This window comes from Porphyrobacter sp. THAI-01a (assembly GCF_056868655.1).
Genome location: NZ_CP180579.1, coordinates 2,794,083 through 2,814,686, shown reverse-complemented (window position 1 = coordinate 2,814,686; position 20,604 = coordinate 2,794,083). Strand labels below are relative to the sequence as shown.

Here is a 20,604-nt window from a genome sequence, read left to right as displayed (position 1 = left end):
GTCTGTGTCTCGAATCCTGGATGCGCGGCGGCGGGGTGCCTCGCACACGGGGCTGCACGCCCGGATGGCCGGACGCTGCGTTCAGTCCCCTCGTGTCGTCTTTGCGGGAGGTCTTGGCTGCGCCTCGCGCGCTGCCCGTTCCCGCTCTTGGCATCAGCCGGACGCGACCCCCGTGCGACCCGCTGGCCTGCCAAAACTTGCGGCCGGCACGCAAAGGGTCAATGAAAAACAATCGCAAGGCGCCGCTTTGCGCACAATGCTTGCGCCGTGTCATGCTTTTGCAACAGTCCCCGCGCCCCTGCCGCCCGTCGGGGGAGCCGGGCGGGCCGGTCCACGAGAAGCCTTGATATTCTGCGGCCCATGCAGGATATAGCGCCGCCTGCGGGCGGGGCCGGACAGAACGCCGGTCGCTCAGGTCCCTCGGGCGGCACGGCACGGCAGAAGCGGGCGCACGGCCCGCCTCTTGCCGGGAACCACGGCCCGACGATTTCGGTTAGCTGCATCGGTCGCTTCAGGAGGAACTGGAACTTGCACGTTCCGCACACATTTTCGGGCTCCTGCGAGCTGTCCGTCGTCATCCCGGTCTACAACGAGGAGGCCGGGCTCGACGCGCTGGTCGAGCGCGTCACCGCGGCGGCGCGGGCGATCTTTGCCGACAACTACGAGCTGATCCTCGTCAACGACGGGTCGAAGGACGCCAGCTGGGCGGCGATCTGCCGCCACGCCGACCACGATCCGCGCATCGTCGCCATCAACCTGGCGCGCAACCACGGGCACCAGCTGGCGCTGACCGCGGGCCTCAATCACGTGCGCGGCGAGCTGGTGTTCGTGCTCGATGCCGACCTTCAGGACCCGCCCGAACTGCTCGGTCCGATGCTCGAGCAGGTGCGCGCGGGCTATGACGTGGTCTATGGCCAGCGCATCAAGCGCCACGGCGAGACCGCCTTCAAGCGTGGCACCGCCTCGCTGTTCTACCGCATGCTGAGCGCGATGGTCGACACCCCGATCCCGCGCGACACCGGCGATTTCCGGCTGATGACCCGCCGGGTGGTGGACCAGCTCAACGCCATGCCCGAACGCTACCGCTTCATCCGCGGTCTCGTGAGCTATGTCGGCTTCAACCAGACCGCCTTCCCCTACGAGCGCGACCCGCGCTTTGCCGGGGAGACCAACTACCCGCTGCGCAAGATGCTGGCGCTGGCGGCGGATGCGGTGACCAGCTTCTCGGTGGTGCCGCTGCGCTTTGCCTCGCATCTCGGGATGCTGTTCGGCCTCGCGGGCCTTGCCGCGCTGGTGTGGGTTGCCTGGGGGTGGCTCCGCGGCGGCACGGTCGAAGGCTGGGCGAGCCTTGCCGCGGTGACGCTGATCATGGGCAGCGTGCAGCTGCTGGTGATGGGCGTGTTCGGCGAGTATCTCGGCCGGATGTACATGGAGGCCAAGCAGCGCCCGCTGTTCATCGTCTCCGAGGTGCGCCGCCACCCGATCGCCGCCAACGAGGAGCCCGATGCCGCCGCAGCCGCGATCCAGCCGGACGAGGGCATCCGTGTCGCAGGCTGAATTCGACGCCTACGTTGACGAATACGACGCGCAGCACGCCCAGTCGGTGCGGCTGAGCGGCGAGGACCCCGACTTCTTTGCCGAATACAAGGCGAAGGAGGCCGCCCGCGCGACGGCGGCGGCGGGCGTCCACCCCCGGCGGATCATGGATTTCGGCGCGGGGCGGGGCAATTGCATCGCCCATCTCCAGCGCCAGTTCCCCGAGGCCGCGCTGACCGCGCTCGACGTGTCGGCGCGCTCGCTCACCCACTGCGAGGCCCGCGCGATCCGCCCGCTCGAGACGGTGTGCTACGACGGGCAGACCCTGCCCTTCGATGACGCGAGCTTCGACCTCGTCTTCACCGCCTGCGTCTTCCACCACATCCCGGAAGCCGACCACATCCGGCTGCTCGCCGAGATCCGCCGGACGCTTTCGCCCAAGGGCCGCTTCATCCTGTTCGAGCACAACCCCTGGAACCCGCTGACCCGCCACGCGGTCGCGACCTGCCCCTTCGACGCCAATGCGGTGCTGATCAGCGCGCCGGAAATGCGCCGCCGGTTCCGCGCCGCGGGGTTCGCCGACGTGGACCTCAGGTGGACGCTGTTCTTCCCCGGCTTCCTCGCCGCGCTGCGCCCGCTCGAGCGCGGGCTCGGCTGGCTGCCGCTGGGCGCGCAATACTGCCTCGTCGCGCGCTGACCCGATGCTGGCCCGCCTGTTCCGTTTCCTGCTGACCGGCCTTGCCAATTCCGCCGTGGGCTGGGCGGTGATCTTCGGCGGGCTGTGGGCCGGCATGAGCGGGCTTGCCGCCAATGCTGCTGGCTATGCGGTGGGGCTGGTGCTGTCCTTCACCCTCAACCGCCGGTTCGTCTTCGGCGCGCGGGGTGCGGTGTCGCTTGGGGAAGTCACGCGGTTCCTCGCCGCCTTCGCCGTCGCCTATGGCGCCAATGTCGCCGTGCTGCTGGCGGCGCAGAACGTGCTCGGGGCGGACAGCGCGCTCGCCCAGCTGCCGGCGATCGCGGCCTATGTGGCGATCTTCTTCCTGCTCTCGCAATTCGTCGTCTTCAGGCCCGCGGCGACCGAATGAGCCTTGCCTCCGCCTTCCCCGGCGTGCCGCCCGGCGGCGCGCGGCAGCCGCTTGGCTTCTTCGACCGCTGGCCGGTGATGCTGCTGGTGTGCCTCGTCGCGATCCTGCCGCTGCTGCCGGTGGGGATCGCGCCGCTGACCGATCTCTATGGCCACCTCGGCCGCCATGCGGTGCAGACGGAACTCGCGAGCCGCCCCGGCCTCCAGCCCTATTTCAGCTACGACTGGCAGCTGATGGGCAACCTCGGCGGCGACATCCTCGTGCAGGTGCTGCACCCGCTTTTCGGGATCGAGGGTGCGGTGCGGGCGACGGTGATCCTCACGCAGCTGCTCGGCGCGCTGGGGCTGATGCTGGTCTCGCGCGAGCTGCACGGGCGGATCACGCCCTTCGCCATCGCCGCGATCGCGCTGCTCTATGGCTATCCCTTCAACTACGGCTTCATCAACTACACGCTGAGCATGGCGCTGGCGCTGCTGGCCTATGCGCTGTGGCTGCGCCTGCGCCGCGAGGGCCGCGAACGGGCGGCGGGGCTGTGGCTGGCGGCAGCGGGCGCAGGCGTCTGGGTGAGCCACACCTACGGCTGGGCCTTCCTCGGGCTGCTGTGCGGATCGACCATGCTGGCCGAGGTCTTCGCCGCGCGGATGCACCCTTTCGCCGCCGTGCGCCGGATCCTTGTCGCCTGCTCGCCGCTGCTCCTTCCGCTGGTGCCGATGGTGATCTGGCGCGCGGGATCGAGCGGCGCGGCGATCTCGGGCTGGGACTGGGAGTTCAAGACCAAGTGGCTGATCGCCCCCCTGCGGACCTACTGGCGCGATCTCGACGAATATTCGGCCGCCGCGCTGGCGGCGTTCCCGCTCTGGGCGCTGTTCAGCCGGACCGTGCGGATGCACCGCGGCATGACCGTGGCCGCGGTGCTGTGCGCGCTGTTCTTCCTCGCCCTGCCGTTCCGCGTGTTCGGATCGGCCTTCGCCGACATGCGGCTGCTGCCCTATGCGATGGCGGCGGCGCTGCTGGCGATCGGGCCGGTGCGGCTCGGCGCGAAGACGCTGGCCGTGGCCGGCGCACTGGCGCTGGCGATCTTCGGTGTGCGGATGGTGACCACCGCTGCCGCCTATGTCGAGCAGGATCGCAAGGTGCAGTCGGCCCTGCTCGCGCTCGACAAGGTGCCCGAGGGTGCCCGGGTCGCGTTCTTCTCGGTCAAGCCCTGCCTCACCCCCTGGGCGCTGGCCCCGCTCGATCACCTTGCCGGCGCGGCGATGGCGCGGCGCAGCGCCTTCGTGAACGACCAGTGGCAGCAGCCCGGGGTCAACCCGCTCAAGGTGCGCTATCCCGCCGCCGAGCCCTTCACCCGCGATCCCTCGCACCTCGTCCAGCGCGAGGACTGCGCCCGCCCGACGACGCGCCCCAAGCTCTCCGCGGCGCTGGTGAAGCTGCCGCGCGAGGCCTTCACCCACATCTGGATCGTCGGCGAGTATGCCCCCGACATGGCGCCGCCCGAGGGCTTCGTGGCGGTGCCGGTCGCCGGGCGCAGCCTGCTCTTCGCCGCCGCGCCTGCGCCGTCCGCCAGGCGCGCTCAGGCCGCGGCCCGGTAGCCGCTCCCGCGCACCAGCCTGCCGGGCCGCGCGCCCGTGCTCTCGTCGAAGCGGCGGATCACCTCGCCCGCCACCATGGTCGCCTCGTAGCCCGCCGCGCGCTGGTGCAACCGGCGACCGCCGGCGGGCAGATCGCGGACGACTTCGGGCAGGTGGAGGGTGAGGCGATCGAGGTCGATCACGTTGAGGTCCGCACGCCTGCCGACATGCAGCGTGCCGCGATCCGTGAAGCCGACTGCCCGCGCCGCCTTGGCGGAGAGCATGTGCACCGCCTCGGCAAGGTCCAGCCCGAGGGGGCCGCCTTTCTGCACGAATTCGGTCAGCAGGTAGGTCGAATAGCTCGCATCGCAGATCGCCCCGTAATGCGCCCCGCCGTCGCCGAGCCCGGGCACGCAATAGGGATGGCGCAGCATCTCGTGCGCGCTGTCGAGCGAGGCATTCTCGTAATTGCCGAGCGCGGCAAGGAACAGGCCGCGCCCTTCCGTCTCAAGCAGCCGGTCATAGGCGACCTCCTGCGGGGTGCAGCCGCGCGCGGCGGCCTGCCCCGCCATGCTCATGTGCGCGGGCGGGGCGTAGTCGGGCGGATTGTCGAGCGGGAACAGCCAGCGCCAGTTGCGGGCGAGCTCGTTGAAGGGATGTCCCGGGGCGAAATCCTCCACAAGCAGCGCCGCGCGCATGGAGGGATCGCGCATGGCGGCGACCTGCTCGGGGATCGGAAGGTGCGCGATCTTCGCCCATGACGGGCACAGCACGAAAGGGTGCACCGTCAGCTCGAGGCCCGCGATCAACCCGATCGGGCGCGGCATGACCTGCGCATGGGCGACGCCGCCTGCGGCATTGGTGCGCTCGAGCATCTCCAGCACGCGCCGCCAGCGCGGCGGCCCGTCGTTGCCCGAGGCGAGCGTGAAGGTCGCCGGACGGCCGCTGGCGGCGATCATCCGGTCGATCACCGGGTATTCCTTGTCCCACCCAACGAAGGCATCGAGCACCACCTGGAACGTCCCCGCGCCCGCATCCGCCATGCCGCGGCCGATGGCTTCCAGTTCGGCGATGTCGGTGTCGAAGGTCGGGATCGCCGCGCCGTCTGCGGTCTTGTGGATCGACAGGCGCGAGGTCGCAAAGCCCAGCGCACCCGCCTGCATCGCCTCGGCGGTGAGGCGGCGCATCAGGGCAAGGTCGTCCCCGCTCGCGACCTCGCGCGCCGCGCCCCTTTCGCCCATCGCATAGACCCTCAAGGGCGAGTGCGGCAGGTAGGCTGCGACATCGATATCGCGCTTCCCGGCGGCGACCTTGTCGAGATATTCGGGGAAGGTCTCCCAGTCCCAGTCCAGCCCCTCGGTCATCACCACCCCGGGGATGTCCTCGACCCCCTCCATGACGTTGATCAGCATATCGTGATCGGCCCTGCGGCAGGGCGCGAAGCCGACCCCGCAATTGCCCATCACCGCGGTCGTCACCCCGTGGCTGGAGGAGGGCGAAAGCTCCTCCGCCCAGATGCACTGCCCGTCGTAGTGGGTGTGCACGTCGATGAACCCGGGGGTGACGATTTTGCCTTTCGCGTCAATCTCTTCCGCGCCGCGCCCGGCCACCTTGCCGATGGCGGCGATACGGCCGTCGCGGACCGCGATATCGCCCTCGACGAGGTCGCCGCCAGTCCCGTCGGCGATCGTCGCGCCGCGGATCACCCAGTCATGTTCGGCCTGCATCGGCTCGCTCTCCCTGTCCCCGTGCCGAGGATGAAGCGGAATGCTGGGGGAGGCAAGACCGGCGGGGCAACTGCCAATTTTGCGCTCGGCCGCAGGGCGGGTAAGGAGGGGGAATGACCGAGGGCACTCCTACGCCGCGCCGCATCCTGCTTGCCGGGGCGAGCGGCACGATCGGGGCGGCAGTGCTGCGGCGATTGCAGGCCGAGGGGCACGCCGTCACCGCCCCGGACCGCGCCGCGCTGGCCGATCCGCAGGGGTTGATGGCGACGGCCCGTCCCGAGGTGGTGATCTCCTGCATCGCCTCGCGCTCGGGCGCGCCGCGGGATGCACAGGCCGTTGATTATCAGGCGAATTCCGACCTTCTCCGGGCCGCCCTCGCGGCGGGGGCGGGGCATTTCATCCTGCTCTCGGCGATCTGCGTGCAGAAGCCCTTGCTCGCCTTCCAGCACGCCAAGCTCGCCTTCGAGGCGGAGCTTGTCGCGAGCGGGATCGGATACACCATCATCCGCCCCACCGCCTTCTTCAAGTCCTTGTCCGGGCAGGTGAAAAGGGTGCAGGCGGGCAAGCCCTTCCTGATCTTCGGGGATGGCAACCTGACCCGCTGCAAGCCGATCAGCGACGATGATCTCGCCCGCTTCATCGCCTCGGCCATCGACAATCCGGAGATGCGGGACCGAATCCTCCCCATCGGCGGCCCCGGCCCGGCCATCTCCCTGAAAGAACAGGGAGAATTGCTTTTCCGCGTTGCCGGCAAGCCGCCGAAATTCAAATCGGTCTCGCCGAAGATCTTCACCTTCGCCGAGCGTCTGCTGGCCCTTGGCGCGCCCTTTTCGGGGTGGTTCGCCGAGAAGGCCGAATATGCCCGCATCGCGCGTTACTACGCGACCGAATCGATGCTGGTTCTCGATCCCGAAACCGGCACCTATTCCGCCGAGCTCACCCCGGAATTCGGTTCCGAGACGCTGGAATCGCACTACCGCACCCTGATGCGCGGGCAATGACAGCGGGATGACCGCGCAACGACTGCGGGATGACCCTGTGCGAAAAGGCGCTCAGACCGGGGCCGGGCGAGGGGCGATATCCCATGCTGCCGGGCCGAGCGTCCGGCCCAGATGCGGGACGAAAACGTCTTTCGTCGCATGGTTGAACGTGAAGACATGCGCCTCGCTGCGGCGGACCCGGATGCCTTCCGGACAGTCGAGCAGGGCGACACCCGCCTCGCCCGCCATCCGTTCGACCAGCAGCGCCAGCAGGGCGCGGTCGGGCCAGACGGCGCAATAGCGCACGCGGTCCTTGTAGGAAACGACCGCCCGGCCCGCCGCGTCGACCAGTTCGGGGGCGAGGTCGCCGACAAGATCCTCGCGCCAGCGGGTCACGGCGAAGCCCCCTGAATCCTTGGCCGCACTCTCCGCCACCCCGTCGCGCAGGGACTCGACCCGGGTGACGGTCACACCGGTCAGCGACCGCAACGCGCCCGGGGCGAGGCCTTCGGGGATCGCGAAGCTCGCCGTCTTGCTCCCCGAACGCGGTCCCAGCAGCACCGGACATTCCAGCGCCGCGAGCCTTTCGGCGAAGCCCTCGGGCACGATCGGCAGGCTGGGGACCAGCACCATGCGGTAGCCCGTGAGGTCCGCCCCGGGCGCGACGATATCGACGTCCAGCCCCCGCGCGCGCAGTGCCGAATAAGTCTCGAACACCAGTTCGAGATAGCGGAAGCTCTGCCCCTGCGGCTGGATGCCGATCACCCATGCGGCTTCATAGGAGAACACCAGCGCCGCCGGGGCCTTGGTGCAAGCCTGAGGCCCGATCCCGTCCAGCACCGCCGCCGCGGCGCGCACCTCGTCTGCGGCTTCCGCCTCGCTGCTGTCGGGGCGCAGAAGGCCCGCGTGCATCTGCTCCTGCGCGAAAGGAGCCTGCCGCCAGCGGAAATAGCTCGTCAGCTCCGCCCCGTGGGCGCAGGCCTCGAGCGTCCACAGCGCGACCATCCCCGGCAGCGGCGCGGGGTTGAAGCGCGCCCAGTTCACCGGGCCGGGCTGCTGCTCCATCACCCCCCAGCGACCGTTCGAACAGCCGCGATAGAGATCGTGATGGAAGGCGGCGATATCGGGGTGGCCCTGCCTGAGATAGGCGCGCTTTTCTTCCGAGGAGAACCAGAACTGTTCGAGGAATCCCAGCGGATAGGAATCCCACGTCGCCACGTCGATGTCGCGGCCGACGGCGTGGTGATCGAACTCGGTGAAGAAGCCCATGAAATTGTGGGTGATATCGACGCCCGGCGAGAGCCTGCGGATGATGTCCACCTGCTCGCGATTGAAGCTCGCGACCTGATCGGAAGCGAAGCGGCGATAGTCGAGCCAGTGCGCGGGGTTGGCCTCGGTGACGGTGAGGTGGGGCGGATCGACCTCGGCGAAGCTGCGGTATTCCATGCTCCAGAAGACGTTGCCCCAGGCCGCGTTGAGCGCCTTCACCGTGCCGTAACGCGCCGCCAGCCAGCCCCGGAAGGCGCTGGCAGCGGCGGCGGAGAAGCTCAGCACGGTATCATGGCAGCCATATTCGTTGTCGGTCTGCCACATGGCGATTGCCGGATGCGCGCCATACCGCTCGGCAAGTGCGGTCACGATCCGGCGGCACTCGGCGCGGTAGCCCTCGTGGCTGAAGCAGTAATGCCGCCGCGAGCCGAAGCCGCGCGGGCGGCCCTTCTCGTCGAGGGCGACCATGTCGGGCATCCGGTCGACCAGCCACTTGGGGGGCGTGGCGGTGGGGGTGCCGAGGATGACCTTCAGCCCCGCCGCGTGCAGGGTGTCGATGGCGCGGTCGAGCCAGCCCCAGTCGTAATGGCCGGGTTCGGGCTCGATGCGGCTCCACGCGAACTCGCCGATCCTGACCAGCGACAGGCCCATTTCGCGCATCCGTCGCGCATCATCGGCCCACCACTCCTCGGGCCAGTGTTCGGGATAGTAGCAGCAGCCGAGTTTCATCCGGGCAGTCTTTCCAATGCGATCAGCCACGCGGTTTCGGGGTGGGTGAGGGGGAGGGCGAGGCCCTGCGTCATCAGCGCAGTGCCCGAGAGGACGAGACCCTCGCGCCACTCATCGGCACGGGCGAGATAGTGGCGGGCCTTGGCGGGCCACGGTTCGGGCAGGGTGACACGGTAGCGTGCATCAGGGTCGAGGCTCGCAAGGCGCAGCGGCGCGGCGTCGAACACGGGCGAGAAGGCGGTTTGGGCGACCAGCGCCAGCGCCTTGCTCTCGTGCGTCACCATCATGGCGGTGACGGCAGGATCGGGGTGGGCGAGGCGGTGCAGATCGCCCGCGTGCAGCACCCCGCGCCATGCCTTGTAGAGCGCGATATGGGCGGCGAGGCATTCGCGTTCCTTCTCGCTCATGCGCGCGGGGTCGGCCTCGACCCCCATGTGCCCGAACACCGCCACCTTGGCGCGGAAGTCCATCGACAGGCGCCGCCCGGTGATCGGATTGGGTGATGGGCCGACATGGCTGCCGAGCACTTCGAGTGGGAGGAACTGGCTCCATGCCGGAATGATCCGCAGGCGCTCGATCGCGTCGTTGTTGTCCGAGGGCCAGACGCGGTGGGTGCGCTTGAGGACGCCGAAATCGATCCGCCCCCCGCCGCTCGAACAGCTTTCGATCTCGACATGGGGGTGCGCGGCGCGCAGGGCATCGAGGAGGGCGTAGAAGCCCTCGGTCTGGCGCGGGGCCGAGGGGAAGAGGTCGCGGTTGTGGTCCCACTTGAGGTAGGCGATGGCGTTCTCGCGCAGCAGCGCGTCGAGGCGGCCGAGCAGATATTCCCGCACGTCCTCGCGCGCCATGTCGAGCGCCAGCTGGCCGCGCATGGTGGGGCGCTCGCGGCCGGGCGTGTGGAGGCACCAGTCGGGATGCCGGCGGTAGAGGTCGCTGTCGGGCGAGACCATCTCCGGCTCCACCCACAAGCCGAAATCCATCCCGAGGTCGTGGACGCGGGCGATCAGCGGGCCAAGGCCTTCGGGGAAGACGTCGGGAGAGACGAACCAGTCGCCGAGGCTGCTGCGATCGTCGCGCCGCCCACCGAACCAGCCATCGTCGAGCACGAAACGCTCGATGCCGAGGCTGGCCGCGTCGTCGGCGAGGCGCATCAGGGCGGGCTCGGACAGGTCGAACCCGAGCGCCTCCCACGAATTGAGGTGGACCTTGCGCGGCCCCCATGCGGCGCGGGCGGGCAGGACTTGGGCGCGCAGATAGGCGTGGAACTGCTGCGCCAGCGCCGTGCGGTCGGGGGCGAGGGCGAAGGCGGCTTGCGGCGTGGCGAGACGCTCGCCCGGGGCCAGAACCGTCGCGCCCGCCTCCGGCCCTGCGCCCATGAGCAGCAGCGGGCGGCCATCGGCGGACCCGTGCGTGTCGGGCTCGAGCGCCAGCCACCCGTTGCCGCTCCATGCGAGGTGTGCGCCGAGCACTTCCTCGCCGGCATGGAGCAGCAGCCATCCCGCTCCGGCAAAGCCCGGCTTGCCGACTGCGGCCCTGCGGGCGAGGCCGTCGGAAGCGATGGCGCGGCGGTGCTCCTGCATCTCGCCCGCCCAGCGGCCCGCATAGCCGGTGCATTCGGTGAAGCGTGCGGGCACCGGCAGGGCGAGGGCGGCGCAATGTTCCATCTCGAGCGGGGTTTCGCCGACATTGACGAGGGTCAGGCTGGCGCGGACCACATCGCCCGCGCCGATCCGCCAATGCACCATCGCGACCACGCCCGCGGTCTCGTCGGCGAAGGTGAGATCGAGCCGATCCGGCCCGTGCATCCAGCGCGCGATGCGGCAATCCGTCACGATCGAAGCCCCGCCGCGCCGCAGCGCAAAGGCCGGCGTCCCGCTCCATCCGCCCTTGCGCTCGGGCAGAAGCCCCGGCACCGGGGGCAGGTCGGGCTGGCTTTCGTGCCGCCCGCGCGCGGTCGCGGCGGCGAGCGTCGCGAGATCTTCGCCCCCCGGCAGGCGCGCGCCGAGGTAGACGATGTCCGCCCCCCGATGACCTGGGCCCTCCGTCTCCAGAACGAAGACCAGCGTCACCTTCTCGCCGTCCAGCCTGACGAATTCCACGCGAAGCCCTCTCCCGTCCCCGGGCGCCGGTGATGACCGGCGCTTGCGGGCTTGTCCGCAGCCCGCCATTGCGCTGTAACCCCGCTGAACGGGAGGGGAAAGCGCGCAGATGTTCGATGCCATGCCGGCGACAAGCCTGATCCAGATCGCCGTCTGCGTCGGCCTGACCGGGCTGGTCGCGCTGGTCACCTGGGCGACCATCCGCCGCGACCGCCACGACGGGTCGAGGAAGGACGTCTATCTCGCCGGCGGCAAGCTCTCGTGGCTCTTCGTGGCAGGCTCGATCACGCTCACCAACCTCTCGACCGACCAGCTGGTGGGGATGAACGGCAACCAGATGCTGCTGCTAGCCTGGTGGGAGATCGCGGGCTTCGTCGGGCTGATGATCCTCGCCTTCGTCTTCGTGCCGATCTACTACCGCAACAACTGCACCACCGTGACCGAGCTGCTGGAACAACGCTATGGCGGGCGCAGCATCCGCACGCTGATCGCGGGGCTGTTCCTTGCCGGCAACGTGCTGATCTACCTGCCGGCCGCGCTCTATTCGGGCAGCCTGTTCATGCGCGCGCTGTTCGGCGAGGGGGTGCCGCTGCTCGCCTTCGCCACGATCCTCGCGGCGATCTCGGCCGCCTACGCGATCTTCGGAGGGCTGCGCGCGGTCGCGGTGATGGACACCTGGTCGGGAATCGGTATCCTCGGGCTTGCCATGCTGATCGTGGTGCTGGGGCTGGCGGCGGTCGACTGGGACATCGTCACCGGAGTTCCGGCGGAGCGCATCACCATGCTCGGCGGGCCCGACAGCCCGATCCCCTGGCCGACCCTGCTGACGGGGATGATCTTCATCCAGATCTTCTACTGGTCCACCAACCAGAACCTCACCCAGAAGGCGATGGCCGCGCCCAGCGTCCGCGAGGCGCAGAAGGGGGTGATGGTGGCCGCGATCATCCGCATCCTGATCGTCCCGCCGATCGTGGTGATCCCCGGGGTGGTCGCCTTCAAGCTGTTCGGCGTCGTGGGCGACAAGGCCTACGGGATGCTCGTCGCCGAGATCCTGCCACCCTGGCTGTCGGGCGCCTTCGCGGCGATGGTCGCGGCGGCGGTGATCACCACCTTCAGCGCGGTGCTCAATTCCTCCGTGGCGCTCTATGCGGTCGATTTCCACGAGCAGTTCGTGGGCGAGGTGAAAAACCACTGGAGCCTGTCCGCCGTGGTCTGCACGCTGCTGACCGTCACCGCGATCCTGCTGGTGCCGATGTATGCGAACGCCACGAGCATCATCAACCTGCTCCAGCAACTGAACGGCCTCACCTCGATGCCGATCCTCAGCGCCTTCATCGCCGGGCTGCTGTTCCGCGGCGTCAGGGCGCCCGCGGCGATCGCCGGGGTGGTGTGGGGCGTCGCGCTCTACGCGCTGTTCACCTTCCACCTCGAGCCCGCCGGGATCGTCACGCTGCACTATATCCACTTCATGGTCGTGACCCTGGTGACGAGCGTGATCGCCGCGCTCGCCTTCAACCGCTTCGTGCTGGGCGGGCGGGCCACCTTCGCGCCGCGCTCGGCCTTTGCCGGGCAGGCGGGGGGAGCGGCGGGGTGAGCCTCGACCCGGCCTCTCCGCACACCCGCCCGCATCGGCGCTTCAACCCGCTCACCGGCGGCTGGGTACAGGTGTCGCCGCAGCGCATGGGGCGGCCCTGGCAGGGCGAGACCACACCCCCCGAACCGCTGCCGCCGGCTTACGATCCGGCCTGCTACCTGTGCCCCGGCAACACCCGCGTCGGCGGCGAGCGCAACCCCGATTACGCGGGCGTCCATGTCTTCGACAATGATTTCCCCGCTCTGGCCGACGAACCGGGTGGCGACACGCATGACGACCCCCTGTTCCGGGCCGAGGCCGCGCGCGGGGTGTGCCGGGTGATCTGCTTCTCGCCCGATCACGGCCGCTCGCTCCCGCTGCTTGCGCCCGACCAATTGCGCGCCGTGGTCGATTGCTGGGCCGACCAGACCGCCGAACTCGGCGCGCGCTTTGCCCATGTGCAGGTGTTCGAGAACAAGGGCGCGATGATGGGCTGCTCCAACCCGCACCCCCACGGACAGGTCTGGGCGAGCGCCCACCTGCCGCAGGAGATCGCCGCCGAGGATACCCGCCAGAGGGACTACCTCGCCGCCCACGGCAGGCCGATGCTGCTCGACCTTGCGGCGCGCGAAGCCGCAGGCGAGCGCGTGGTCGAGAGCAACGACGACTGGCTCGCCGTCGTCCCCTTCTGGGCGGCCTGGCCGTTCGAGACCCTGCTGCTGCCGCGCTTTGCCGTCCAGCGGATGCCGCAGCTCACCGGCCCGCAACGCGACAGCCTCGCCGCGATCCTCAAGGCGCTCACCACCCGTTACGACAACCTCTTTGCCACCAGCTTCCCCTATTCGATGGGCTGGCATGGTGCGCCCTTCGCGGCAGGGGCGAGCGATCACTGGCAGCTCCATGCCCATTTCTACCCGCCGCTGCTGCGCTCTGCGAGCGTGCGCAAGTTCATGGTCGGCTACGAGATGCTGGCCGAACCCCAGCGCGATCTCACGCCCGAGCGCGCCGCAGAAATGTTGCGTTCGGTGAGCGGCTTGGTGCATTACGCCGGCTGACAGGGGGCACGCATTCATGGATCGCCGCGAAAGACTGATCGCCCGCGCCCGGCAGGGCTACCGGCTTGCCTTCGGGGTCGAGCCGACCCGCTTCGTGGCGGCGCCGGGCCGGGTCAATCTGATCGGCGAGCATGTCGATTACAACGACGGCTTCGTCCTGCCCTGCGCCATCGACCGCGAGACGGTGATCGCCTTCGGCCCGGGGGCCAAGGACGCCAAGGTGCCGCGCTGCGAGGCGGTGGCGCTCGACATGGGCGACATGGCGAGCGCCCGCGACGGGTTCGATCTCGCCGGCTCGATCCCGCGCGGGGAGAACAACTGGCAGAACCACGTGCGCGGGGTGATCCAGGCGCTCGGGCGCTACGGGCACCGGATCAGGCCGATGCGCATGGCGATCGCGGGCGACGTGCCGATCGGGGCAGGCCTGTCCTCCTCGGCGGCCTTCGGGGTGGCGGTGGCGCTGGCGGCGTCGGAGTATTCGGGGCTGGGCCTCGCGCCAGAGAAGATCGCCAAGATGGCCCAGATCGCCGAGAACGACTTCGTCGGCTGCGCCTGCGGGATCATGGACCAGATGGCCTCGGCGGCAAGCGTGGCGGGCCACGCCCTGCTGCTCGACTGCCGCTCGCTCGAACACATGCCGATCCCGATCCACCGCCGGCTGGCGATCACCGTGATCGATACCGGCCTCAGGCGCAGCCTTACCGAGAGCGCCTTCAACGAGCGCCGCACCGAGTGCGAGGCGGCGGCGGCGCATTTCGGGATCGCCGCGCTGCGCGATCTGGAGGCGGACCGGCTCGAGGCCGCCCATGCCGATCTCGATCCGGTGCTCTACCGCCGTGCGCGCCATGTGGTCAGCGAGATGGGCCGGGTCGAGCCGGTGGCGGTCGCGCTGGCGACCGGCGACACGGCCGCGCTCGCCGCGCTGATGCGCGAGGCGCATCTCTCGCTCTCGGCCGATTTCGACGTCTCGCTGCCGCCGATCGACCGGCTCGCGGCGCTGGTCGCCGAGACTCTGGGCGAGGCGGGCGGGGTGCGGCTGACCGGCGCGGGCTTCGGCGGCTGCCTGGTCGCCGTCACCCACAAGGATGCGACCGGCGCGATCGACGATGCGATCGCGCGCTACAACACCGATGCCGACCTGCCGGCGCGCGCGGACCTGTTCCGGCCGAGCGACGGCGCGGCGCCGATTGTGCTGGGCTGATCAACCACTTCGCGCATCCGCCCGACCGGTTTCGGCGCGCTCGCCCTCAGAGGGTGATTTACACATATAAAAATGTCTTTATATGATGTCCGCACAATGGTGATCGAGGACATCTTCAAGGCGCTGGGCGATCCCACCCGGCTGCGCATCGCCCGCCTGCTGGGGACCATGGAGCTTGCCGTGGGCGAGCTCGCGCAGGTGCTGGGGCAGAGCCAGCCGCGCGTTTCGCGCCATGTCGGCATCCTGTGCGACACCGGCCTCGCCGAGCGCCGCCGCGAGGGAAGCTGGGTGTTCCTGCGCCAGAGCGAATCGGCCAGCCCGGTGATCGAGGCGGTGCAGCGCCTGCTCGCCATCGCCGAAGCCGAGGAACCCGCCTTCGCCGCCCTGTGCGAGGCCGATCGCAAGAAGCTCGCCGCGATCCGCGATGCGCGCGAGGCGGCCGCCGAGACCTATTTCGCCCGCCACGCCGGCGAATGGGACGAGCTGCGCGCGCTCCACAGCGCCGATGCCGAGGTCGAGACCCGGCTTGCCGAGGCGCTCGCCGAGGCGCCGCTCGGCCACCTGCTCGACATCGGCACCGGCACGGGCCGCATCGCAGAGCTCTTCGCCGACAAGGCCGAGCGGGTGGTGGCGCTCGACAAGAACCTCGAGATGCTGCGGGTGGCGCGCGCCAAGCTCCAGCACCTGCCGACGGCCCTCGTCGAACTGGTGCAGGGCGATTTCGCCGACCTGCCCTTCGCCGATGCCAGCTTCGATACGGTGATCCTGCACCAGGTGCTGCATTTCGCCCCCGATCCCGCCCCCGCGCTGGCCGAGGCGGCCCGCGTGCTGCGCGGCGGCGGGCGGATCGCGATCGTCGACTTCGCCAGCCACGATCACGAGGAACTGCGCACCCGCCACCAGCACGCCCGCCTCGGCTTTTCCGACCGCCAGATGGCCGAGCTGCTGCGCGCCGCCGGCTTCGCGGTCGCCGCTCCGCTGGCGCTCGACGGCGGGGCGCTGGTCGTCAAGATCTGGACCGCCAAGCGCCGCGCCTCCGCCACCCCCAAATCCGCTGCCCTGGAAACCGCGAAATGACCCCGACCCTCGACCAGCTTCAGGAATACCGCACCGCGACCGACACCCCGCTGTTCTCGGGGCTGCCCGGCGATGTCGCGGTGAGCTTCGAATTCTTCCCGCCCAAGAGCGCGAAGATGGAGGAGCAGCTGTGGGATGCCGTCACCCAGCTGAGGCCGCTGGGGCCGAGCTTCGTCTCGGTCACCTACGGCGCGGGCGGATCGACCCGCGAGCGCACCCATGCCACGGTCGCGCGGATCATCGCCGAGGCGAAGATGCCCGCCGCCGCGCACCTCACCTGCGTCGCCGCCTCGAAAGACGAGATCCGCGAGGTCGCCGAGCAATACTGGGAAGCGGGCGTGCGCCACATCGTCGCGCTGCGCGGCGATGCGGGCGAGCCGGGCGCGCCCTTCACCCCGCACCCCGAAGGCTATGCCAGCGCCGCCGAGCTGGTGGCGGGCCTCAAGGCCATCGCCCCCTTCGAGATCTCTGTCGCCGCCTATCCCGAGACCCACCCCGATGCGCTCTCGCCGCAGGATGACATCGACAACCTCAAGCGCAAGCTCGATGCCGGCGCCACGCGGGCGATCAGCCAGTTCTTCTTCTCGGCCGAGACCTTCTTCCGCTTCCGTGACCAGTGTGCCGCAGCGGGGATCGACGCGCCGATCCTCCCCGGCATCCTCCCCGTCACCAATGTCGCGCAGGCCCGCAAGTTCGCAGGCGCCTGCGGGGCGGCGATCCCGGCGTGGATGGATGGGCTGTTCGAGGGCCTCGACGAAAAGCCGGCCGCCCGCCAGCTGGTCGCCGCCACCCTCGCCGCCGAGCTGTGCCGCCGCCTCTATGCGGGCGGGGTGCGCGATTTCCACTTCTACACCTTGAACCGCCCCGAGCTCGCCTACGCCATCTGCCACATGCTCGGGAAGCGCCCGCAGGAGACCGGACAATGAGCGCCCGCCAGCAACTGCTCGATGCCGCGAAAAGCCGCGTTCTGATCTTCGACGGCGCCTTCGGGACGCAGATCCAGAACCGCAAGCTGACCGAGGAAGACTACGCCGGTTCGCTGGGCCTGCCCGCCGACCAGAAGGGCAACAACGACATCCTCGCCCTGACCCGCCCCGACGTGATCGCCGACATCACCCGCGCCTATCTCGATGCGGGCTCGGACGTGGTCTCGACCAACACCTTCTCGGCCAACCGCATCAGCCAGGCCGATTATGCGGCCGAAGGGCTGGTGCGCGAAATCAACCTCGCCAGCGGCCAGATCGCGCGCGCGCTCGCGGATGAATATGCGGCCAGGGACGGCAAGCCCCGCTTCGTCGCGGGCGCGATCGGGCCGACCAACAAGACCCTCTCGCTCAGCCCCGATGTCGAGGACCCGGGCTTCCGCGAGATCGACTTCGATTACCTCGTCGACGTATACCACGAACAGGCCGCCGCGCTGGTCGAGGGCGGGGTGGACTTCATCCTGATCGAGACCGTGTTCGACACCCTCAACGCCAAGGCCGGGATCATGGCGGTGAAGAAGCTCGAGCGCGAGCTGGGCCGCGAGGTGCCGGTGATGATCTCGATGACATTGACCGACCTGTCGGGCCGCAACCTTTCGGGCCACACCGTCGAGGCCTTCTGGTACGCGGTCCGCCATGCGAAGCCGCTCACCATCGGCCTCAATTGCAGCTTCGGCGCCGAGCAGCTGCGCCCGCACGTCAAGGTGCTCTCGCAGATCGCCGACGCGCTGCTGCTGATCTACCCCAACGCGGGTCTGCCCAACGAGCTCGGCGCCTATGACGAGGAGCCGGAGACCACCGCCGGGCTGGTCAAGGACTGGGCCGATCACGGGCAGGTCAACATCCTCGGCGGGTGCTGCGGCTCCTCGCCCGCCCACATCGCCGCGATCGCCAAGGCGGTCGAGAACAGCGCGCCGCGCGCCATCCCGCAGCCCGAACCGGCGATGAAGCTGGCGGGGCTCGAGGCGTTTATTGCTGCATAGAAGAACCCGTTCGTGCTGAGCTTGTCGAAGCACTGTCCTTTTCTTCTGAAGAGAAGTGCAGCCCTTCGACAAGCTCAGGGCGAACGGAATTGAGAGACACAAAGTGACCCAATCCTCCTCCCGCTTCATCAATATCGGCGAGCGCACCAACGTCACCGGCTCGGCGGCGTTCAAGAAGCTCATCATGGCCGGCGACTATGCCGCCGCGGTCGAGGTCGCGCGCCAGCAGGTCGAGAACGGCGCGCAGGTGATCGACGTCAACATGGACGAGGGCCTGCTCGATGCGGTCCACGCGATGACCACCTTCCTCAAGCTGATCGCCGCCGAGCCGGATATCGCCCGCGTGCCGGTGATGATCGACAGCTCCAAGTGGGAGGTGATTGAGGCGGGGCTCAAGTGCGTCTCGGGCAAGCCGATCGTCAACTCGATCAGCATGAAGGAGGGCGAGGAGGCCTTCCTCGAGCACGCCCGCAAATGCATGGATTACGGCGCGGCGGTGGTCGTCATGGCCTTCGACGAGACCGGGCAGGCGGACACGAAGCAGCGCAAGGTCGAGATCTGCAAGCGCGCCTACGACCTGCTCGTCAATGAGGGCTTTCCCCCTGAGGACATCATCTTCGACCCCAACATCTTCGCGGTGGCGACGGGGATCGAGGAACACAACAACTACGGCGTCGACTTCATCGAGGCGGTGAAGGAACTCAGGCAACTCTGCCCCCACGCGCACTACTCGGGCGGCCTTTCCAACCTCTCCTTCTCCTTCCGCGGGAACGAGCCGGTGCGCCGGGCGATGCACTCGGTGTTCCTCTACCACGCGATCCCCGCGGGCCTCGACATGGCGATCGTCAATGCGGGCCAGCTCGACGTTTACGACCAGATCGACCCCGCCCTGCGCGAGGCGTGCGAGGACGTGATCCTCAACCGCGATCCCGACGCCACGGAACGCCTCATCACGCTCGCCGAAAGCTTCAAGGGCAAGGACGCCAGGGCCGAGAAGGAAGCCGAGGAATGGCGCGGCTGGCCTGTCACCAAGCGGCTCGAACACGCGCTGGTGAAGGGCATCGACGCGCACATCGTCGAGGACACCGAGGAAGCGCGCCAGTCGGCCAATCGCCCGATCGAGGTGATCGAAGGCCCGCTGATGGACGGCATGAATGTCGTCGGCGACCTGTTCGGGAGCGGCAAGATGTTCCTCCCCCAGGTCGTGAAATCCGCGCGCGTGATGAAGAAGGCCGTCGCCCACCTCATCCCCTTCATCGAGGCCGAGAAGGACCTCCTCCCCGAGGAGGACCGCAAGGCCAAGGGCAAGATCATCATGGCGACGGTGAAGGGCGACGTTCACGACATCGGCAAGAACATCGTCGGCGTGGTGCTCCAGTGCAACGGATATGAAGTGATCGACCTCGGCGTCATGGTGCCCTGGCCGACGATCCTCGCCGCCGCCAACGACAACAAGGCCGACATGATCGGGCTGTCGGGCCTCATCACGCCCTCGCTGGACGAGATGGTGACAGTCGCCGAGGAGATGCAGCGCGCCGGCATGACCATGCCGCTGCTGATCGGCGGGGCGACGACCAGCAAGGTGCACACCGCGCTCAAGATCGACCCCGCCTATGATGGCCCGGTGATCCACGTGCTCGATGCGAGCCGCGCGGTGGGGGTGGCCTCGAAGCTCCTCTCCGACACCCAGCGCGACGATTACGTGGCCGAGGTCGCCGACGAATACACCCATGTCCGCGATGCGCGGGCGGGCAAGAGCGCCTCGGTGCTGCTGCCGCTCGAGGAAGCGCGGGCCAATTTCTACGACGCCTTCCTGTCCGACAAGCCCGCGCCGCCGGAACAGCCGGGCGTGCATGTCTTCCCCGACTGGGACTTGGCGCACCTGCGCGACTTCATCGACTGGACGCCCTTCTTCCGCGCCTGGGAACTCCACGGCAACTACCCCGCGATCCTCACCGACGAGGTGGTGGGCGAGACCGCGACCCAACTCTTCGCCGATGCCAATGCGATGCTCGACCGGATTATCGCCGAGAAGTGGCTGACCGCGCGCGGCGTTGCGGGCCTGTGGCCCTGCGCGCGCGACGGGGATGACGTGACCATCCACCTTGTCGACCAGGAGGAGCACGTGCGCCTCCCCTTCCTGCGCCAGCAGGTCAAGAAGAGCCGCGACCGCGCCAACATGTGCCTTGCCGACTTCATCGACCCGGCGGGCGACTGGATCGGCGGCTTTGCAGTCGGCATCCACGGGATCGACAGTCATTCGGCGCGCTTCCAGGCCGACAAGGACGATTATTCCGACATCCTGCTGAAGGCGCTGGCCGATCGTTTCGCCGAAGCCTTCGCCGAAGCCCTCCACCAGCACGTGCGCACCACGCTGTGGGGCTATGCCCCCAACGAGCAGCTCACCAACGCTGCGCTGATCAAGGAGGAATATCGCGGCATCCGTCCGGCGCCGGGCTATCCGGCCTGCCCCGATCACTCGCTGAAGCCGATCCTCTTCGACCTTCTGGATGCGCCCGCGAATGCCGGGCTGACCCTCACCGAAAGCTTCGCCATGTGGCCGACCGCAGCGGTGAGCGGGTTCTATTTCGGCCACCCCGAGGCCGAGTATTTCGGCGTCGCCCGCGTGGGCCGCGACCAGCTCGAGGACTATGCCCGCCGCAGGGGCGTGAGCGTCGAGCAGGCGGAACGCTGGCTCAGGCCGAATCTCGATTGACCCTGCGCGCAGGGCGGCGA

At 69.0% G+C, this 20,604-nt stretch carries 15 protein-coding genes; 12 read left to right on the top strand and 3 right to left on the bottom strand.

The window, feature by feature from the left end; translation table 11 throughout:
* Positions 1 to 528: 528 nt before the first annotated feature.
* Genes ACMX37_RS13535 through ACMX37_RS13520 form a run of 4 tightly spaced genes read left to right on the top strand, consistent with a single transcriptional unit; the run spans position 529 to position 4,213 of the window.
* Entirely contained in the window at positions 529 to 1,557 is a 1,029-nt protein-coding gene (locus ACMX37_RS13535) for a glycosyltransferase family 2 protein (protein ID WP_483146432.1), read from the top strand.
* Complete coding sequence (locus ACMX37_RS13530) at positions 1,544 to 2,233, top strand: class I SAM-dependent methyltransferase (RefSeq protein ID WP_483146431.1); 690 nt, start codon at positions 1,544 to 1,546, stop codon at positions 2,231 to 2,233. Before ACMX37_RS13535 ends, ACMX37_RS13530 begins: the two co-directional genes overlap by 14 nt.
* A 4-nt stretch (positions 2,234 to 2,237) precedes the next feature.
* Positions 2,238 to 2,621: a GtrA family protein gene (locus ACMX37_RS13525; RefSeq protein WP_483146430.1), complete on the top strand. Its 384-nt coding sequence runs from the start codon at positions 2,238 to 2,240 to the stop codon at positions 2,619 to 2,621.
* A complete protein-coding gene (locus tag ACMX37_RS13520) occupies positions 2,618 to 4,213 on the top strand; it encodes a hypothetical protein (RefSeq protein ID WP_483146429.1) in 1,596 nt (531 codons plus the stop codon). The genes ACMX37_RS13525 and ACMX37_RS13520 overlap by 4 nt, the downstream gene beginning before the upstream one ends.
* Here the strand turns inward: ACMX37_RS13520 and ACMX37_RS13515 are convergent.
* A complete protein-coding gene (locus ACMX37_RS13515; protein ID WP_483146428.1) occupies positions 4,195 to 5,919 on the bottom strand; it encodes an N-acyl-D-amino-acid deacylase family protein in 1,725 nt (574 codons plus the stop codon). The two genes, ACMX37_RS13520 and ACMX37_RS13515, sit on opposite strands and share 19 nt — an antisense overlap.
* 113 nt (positions 5,920 to 6,032) lie before the next feature.
* Between ACMX37_RS13515 and ACMX37_RS13510 the strand changes: the two genes are divergently transcribed.
* Complete coding sequence (locus tag ACMX37_RS13510; protein ID WP_483146427.1) at positions 6,033 to 6,920, top strand: NAD(P)H-binding protein; 888 nt, start codon at positions 6,033 to 6,035, stop codon at positions 6,918 to 6,920.
* A gap of 51 nt (positions 6,921 to 6,971) precedes the next feature.
* On the opposite strand, the gene ACMX37_RS13505 is transcribed toward ACMX37_RS13510, so the two are convergent.
* Positions 6,972 to 8,897 carry a beta-galactosidase gene (locus ACMX37_RS13505; protein ID WP_483146426.1) on the bottom strand — a complete coding sequence of 642 codons (1,926 nt, stop codon included), beginning with the start codon at positions 8,895 to 8,897 and terminating at the stop codon, positions 6,972 to 6,974.
* Positions 8,894 to 10,996 carry an alpha-galactosidase gene (locus ACMX37_RS13500; protein WP_483146425.1) on the bottom strand — a complete coding sequence of 701 codons (2,103 nt, stop codon included), beginning with the start codon at positions 10,994 to 10,996 and terminating at the stop codon, positions 8,894 to 8,896. Before ACMX37_RS13500 ends, ACMX37_RS13505 begins: the two co-directional genes overlap by 4 nt.
* Before the next feature lie 109 nt (positions 10,997 to 11,105).
* Here ACMX37_RS13500 and ACMX37_RS13495 point away from each other — a divergent pair, with 109 nt between their 5' ends.
* The 7 genes from ACMX37_RS13495 to metH all read left to right on the top strand — a co-directional run bounded on the left by ACMX37_RS13495 (position 11,106) and on the right by metH (position 20,584).
* Complete coding sequence (locus tag ACMX37_RS13495) at positions 11,106 to 12,590, top strand: sodium:solute symporter family transporter (RefSeq protein WP_483146424.1); 1,485 nt, start codon at positions 11,106 to 11,108, stop codon at positions 12,588 to 12,590.
* On the top strand, positions 12,587 to 13,624 hold the full coding sequence (locus tag ACMX37_RS13490) for a UDP-glucose--hexose-1-phosphate uridylyltransferase (protein WP_483146423.1): 1,038 nt from the start codon (positions 12,587 to 12,589) through the stop codon (positions 13,622 to 13,624). Before ACMX37_RS13495 ends, ACMX37_RS13490 begins: the two co-directional genes overlap by 4 nt.
* A 16-nt stretch (positions 13,625 to 13,640) precedes the next feature.
* Positions 13,641 to 14,825: a galactokinase gene (gene galK / locus ACMX37_RS13485; RefSeq protein ID WP_483146422.1), complete on the top strand. Its 1,185-nt coding sequence runs from the start codon at positions 13,641 to 13,643 to the stop codon at positions 14,823 to 14,825.
* Between the two features lie 96 nt (positions 14,826 to 14,921).
* On the top strand, positions 14,922 to 15,902 hold the full coding sequence (locus tag ACMX37_RS13480) for an ArsR/SmtB family transcription factor (protein ID WP_483146421.1): 981 nt from the start codon (positions 14,922 to 14,924) through the stop codon (positions 15,900 to 15,902).
* Positions 15,899 to 16,828, top strand: a complete 930-nt coding sequence (gene metF, locus ACMX37_RS13475) for a methylenetetrahydrofolate reductase [NAD(P)H] (RefSeq protein ID WP_483146420.1) — start codon at positions 15,899 to 15,901, stop codon at positions 16,826 to 16,828. Before ACMX37_RS13480 ends, metF begins: the two co-directional genes overlap by 4 nt.
* On the top strand, positions 16,825 to 17,868 hold the full coding sequence (locus tag ACMX37_RS13470) for a homocysteine S-methyltransferase family protein (RefSeq protein ID WP_483146419.1): 1,044 nt from the start codon (positions 16,825 to 16,827) through the stop codon (positions 17,866 to 17,868). Before metF ends, ACMX37_RS13470 begins: the two co-directional genes overlap by 4 nt.
* Positions 17,869 to 17,923: 55 nt before the next feature.
* Positions 17,924 to 20,584: a methionine synthase gene (gene metH, locus ACMX37_RS13465; protein ID WP_483146418.1), complete on the top strand. Its 2,661-nt coding sequence runs from the start codon at positions 17,924 to 17,926 to the stop codon at positions 20,582 to 20,584.
* Positions 20,585 to 20,604 lie beyond the last annotated feature (20 nt).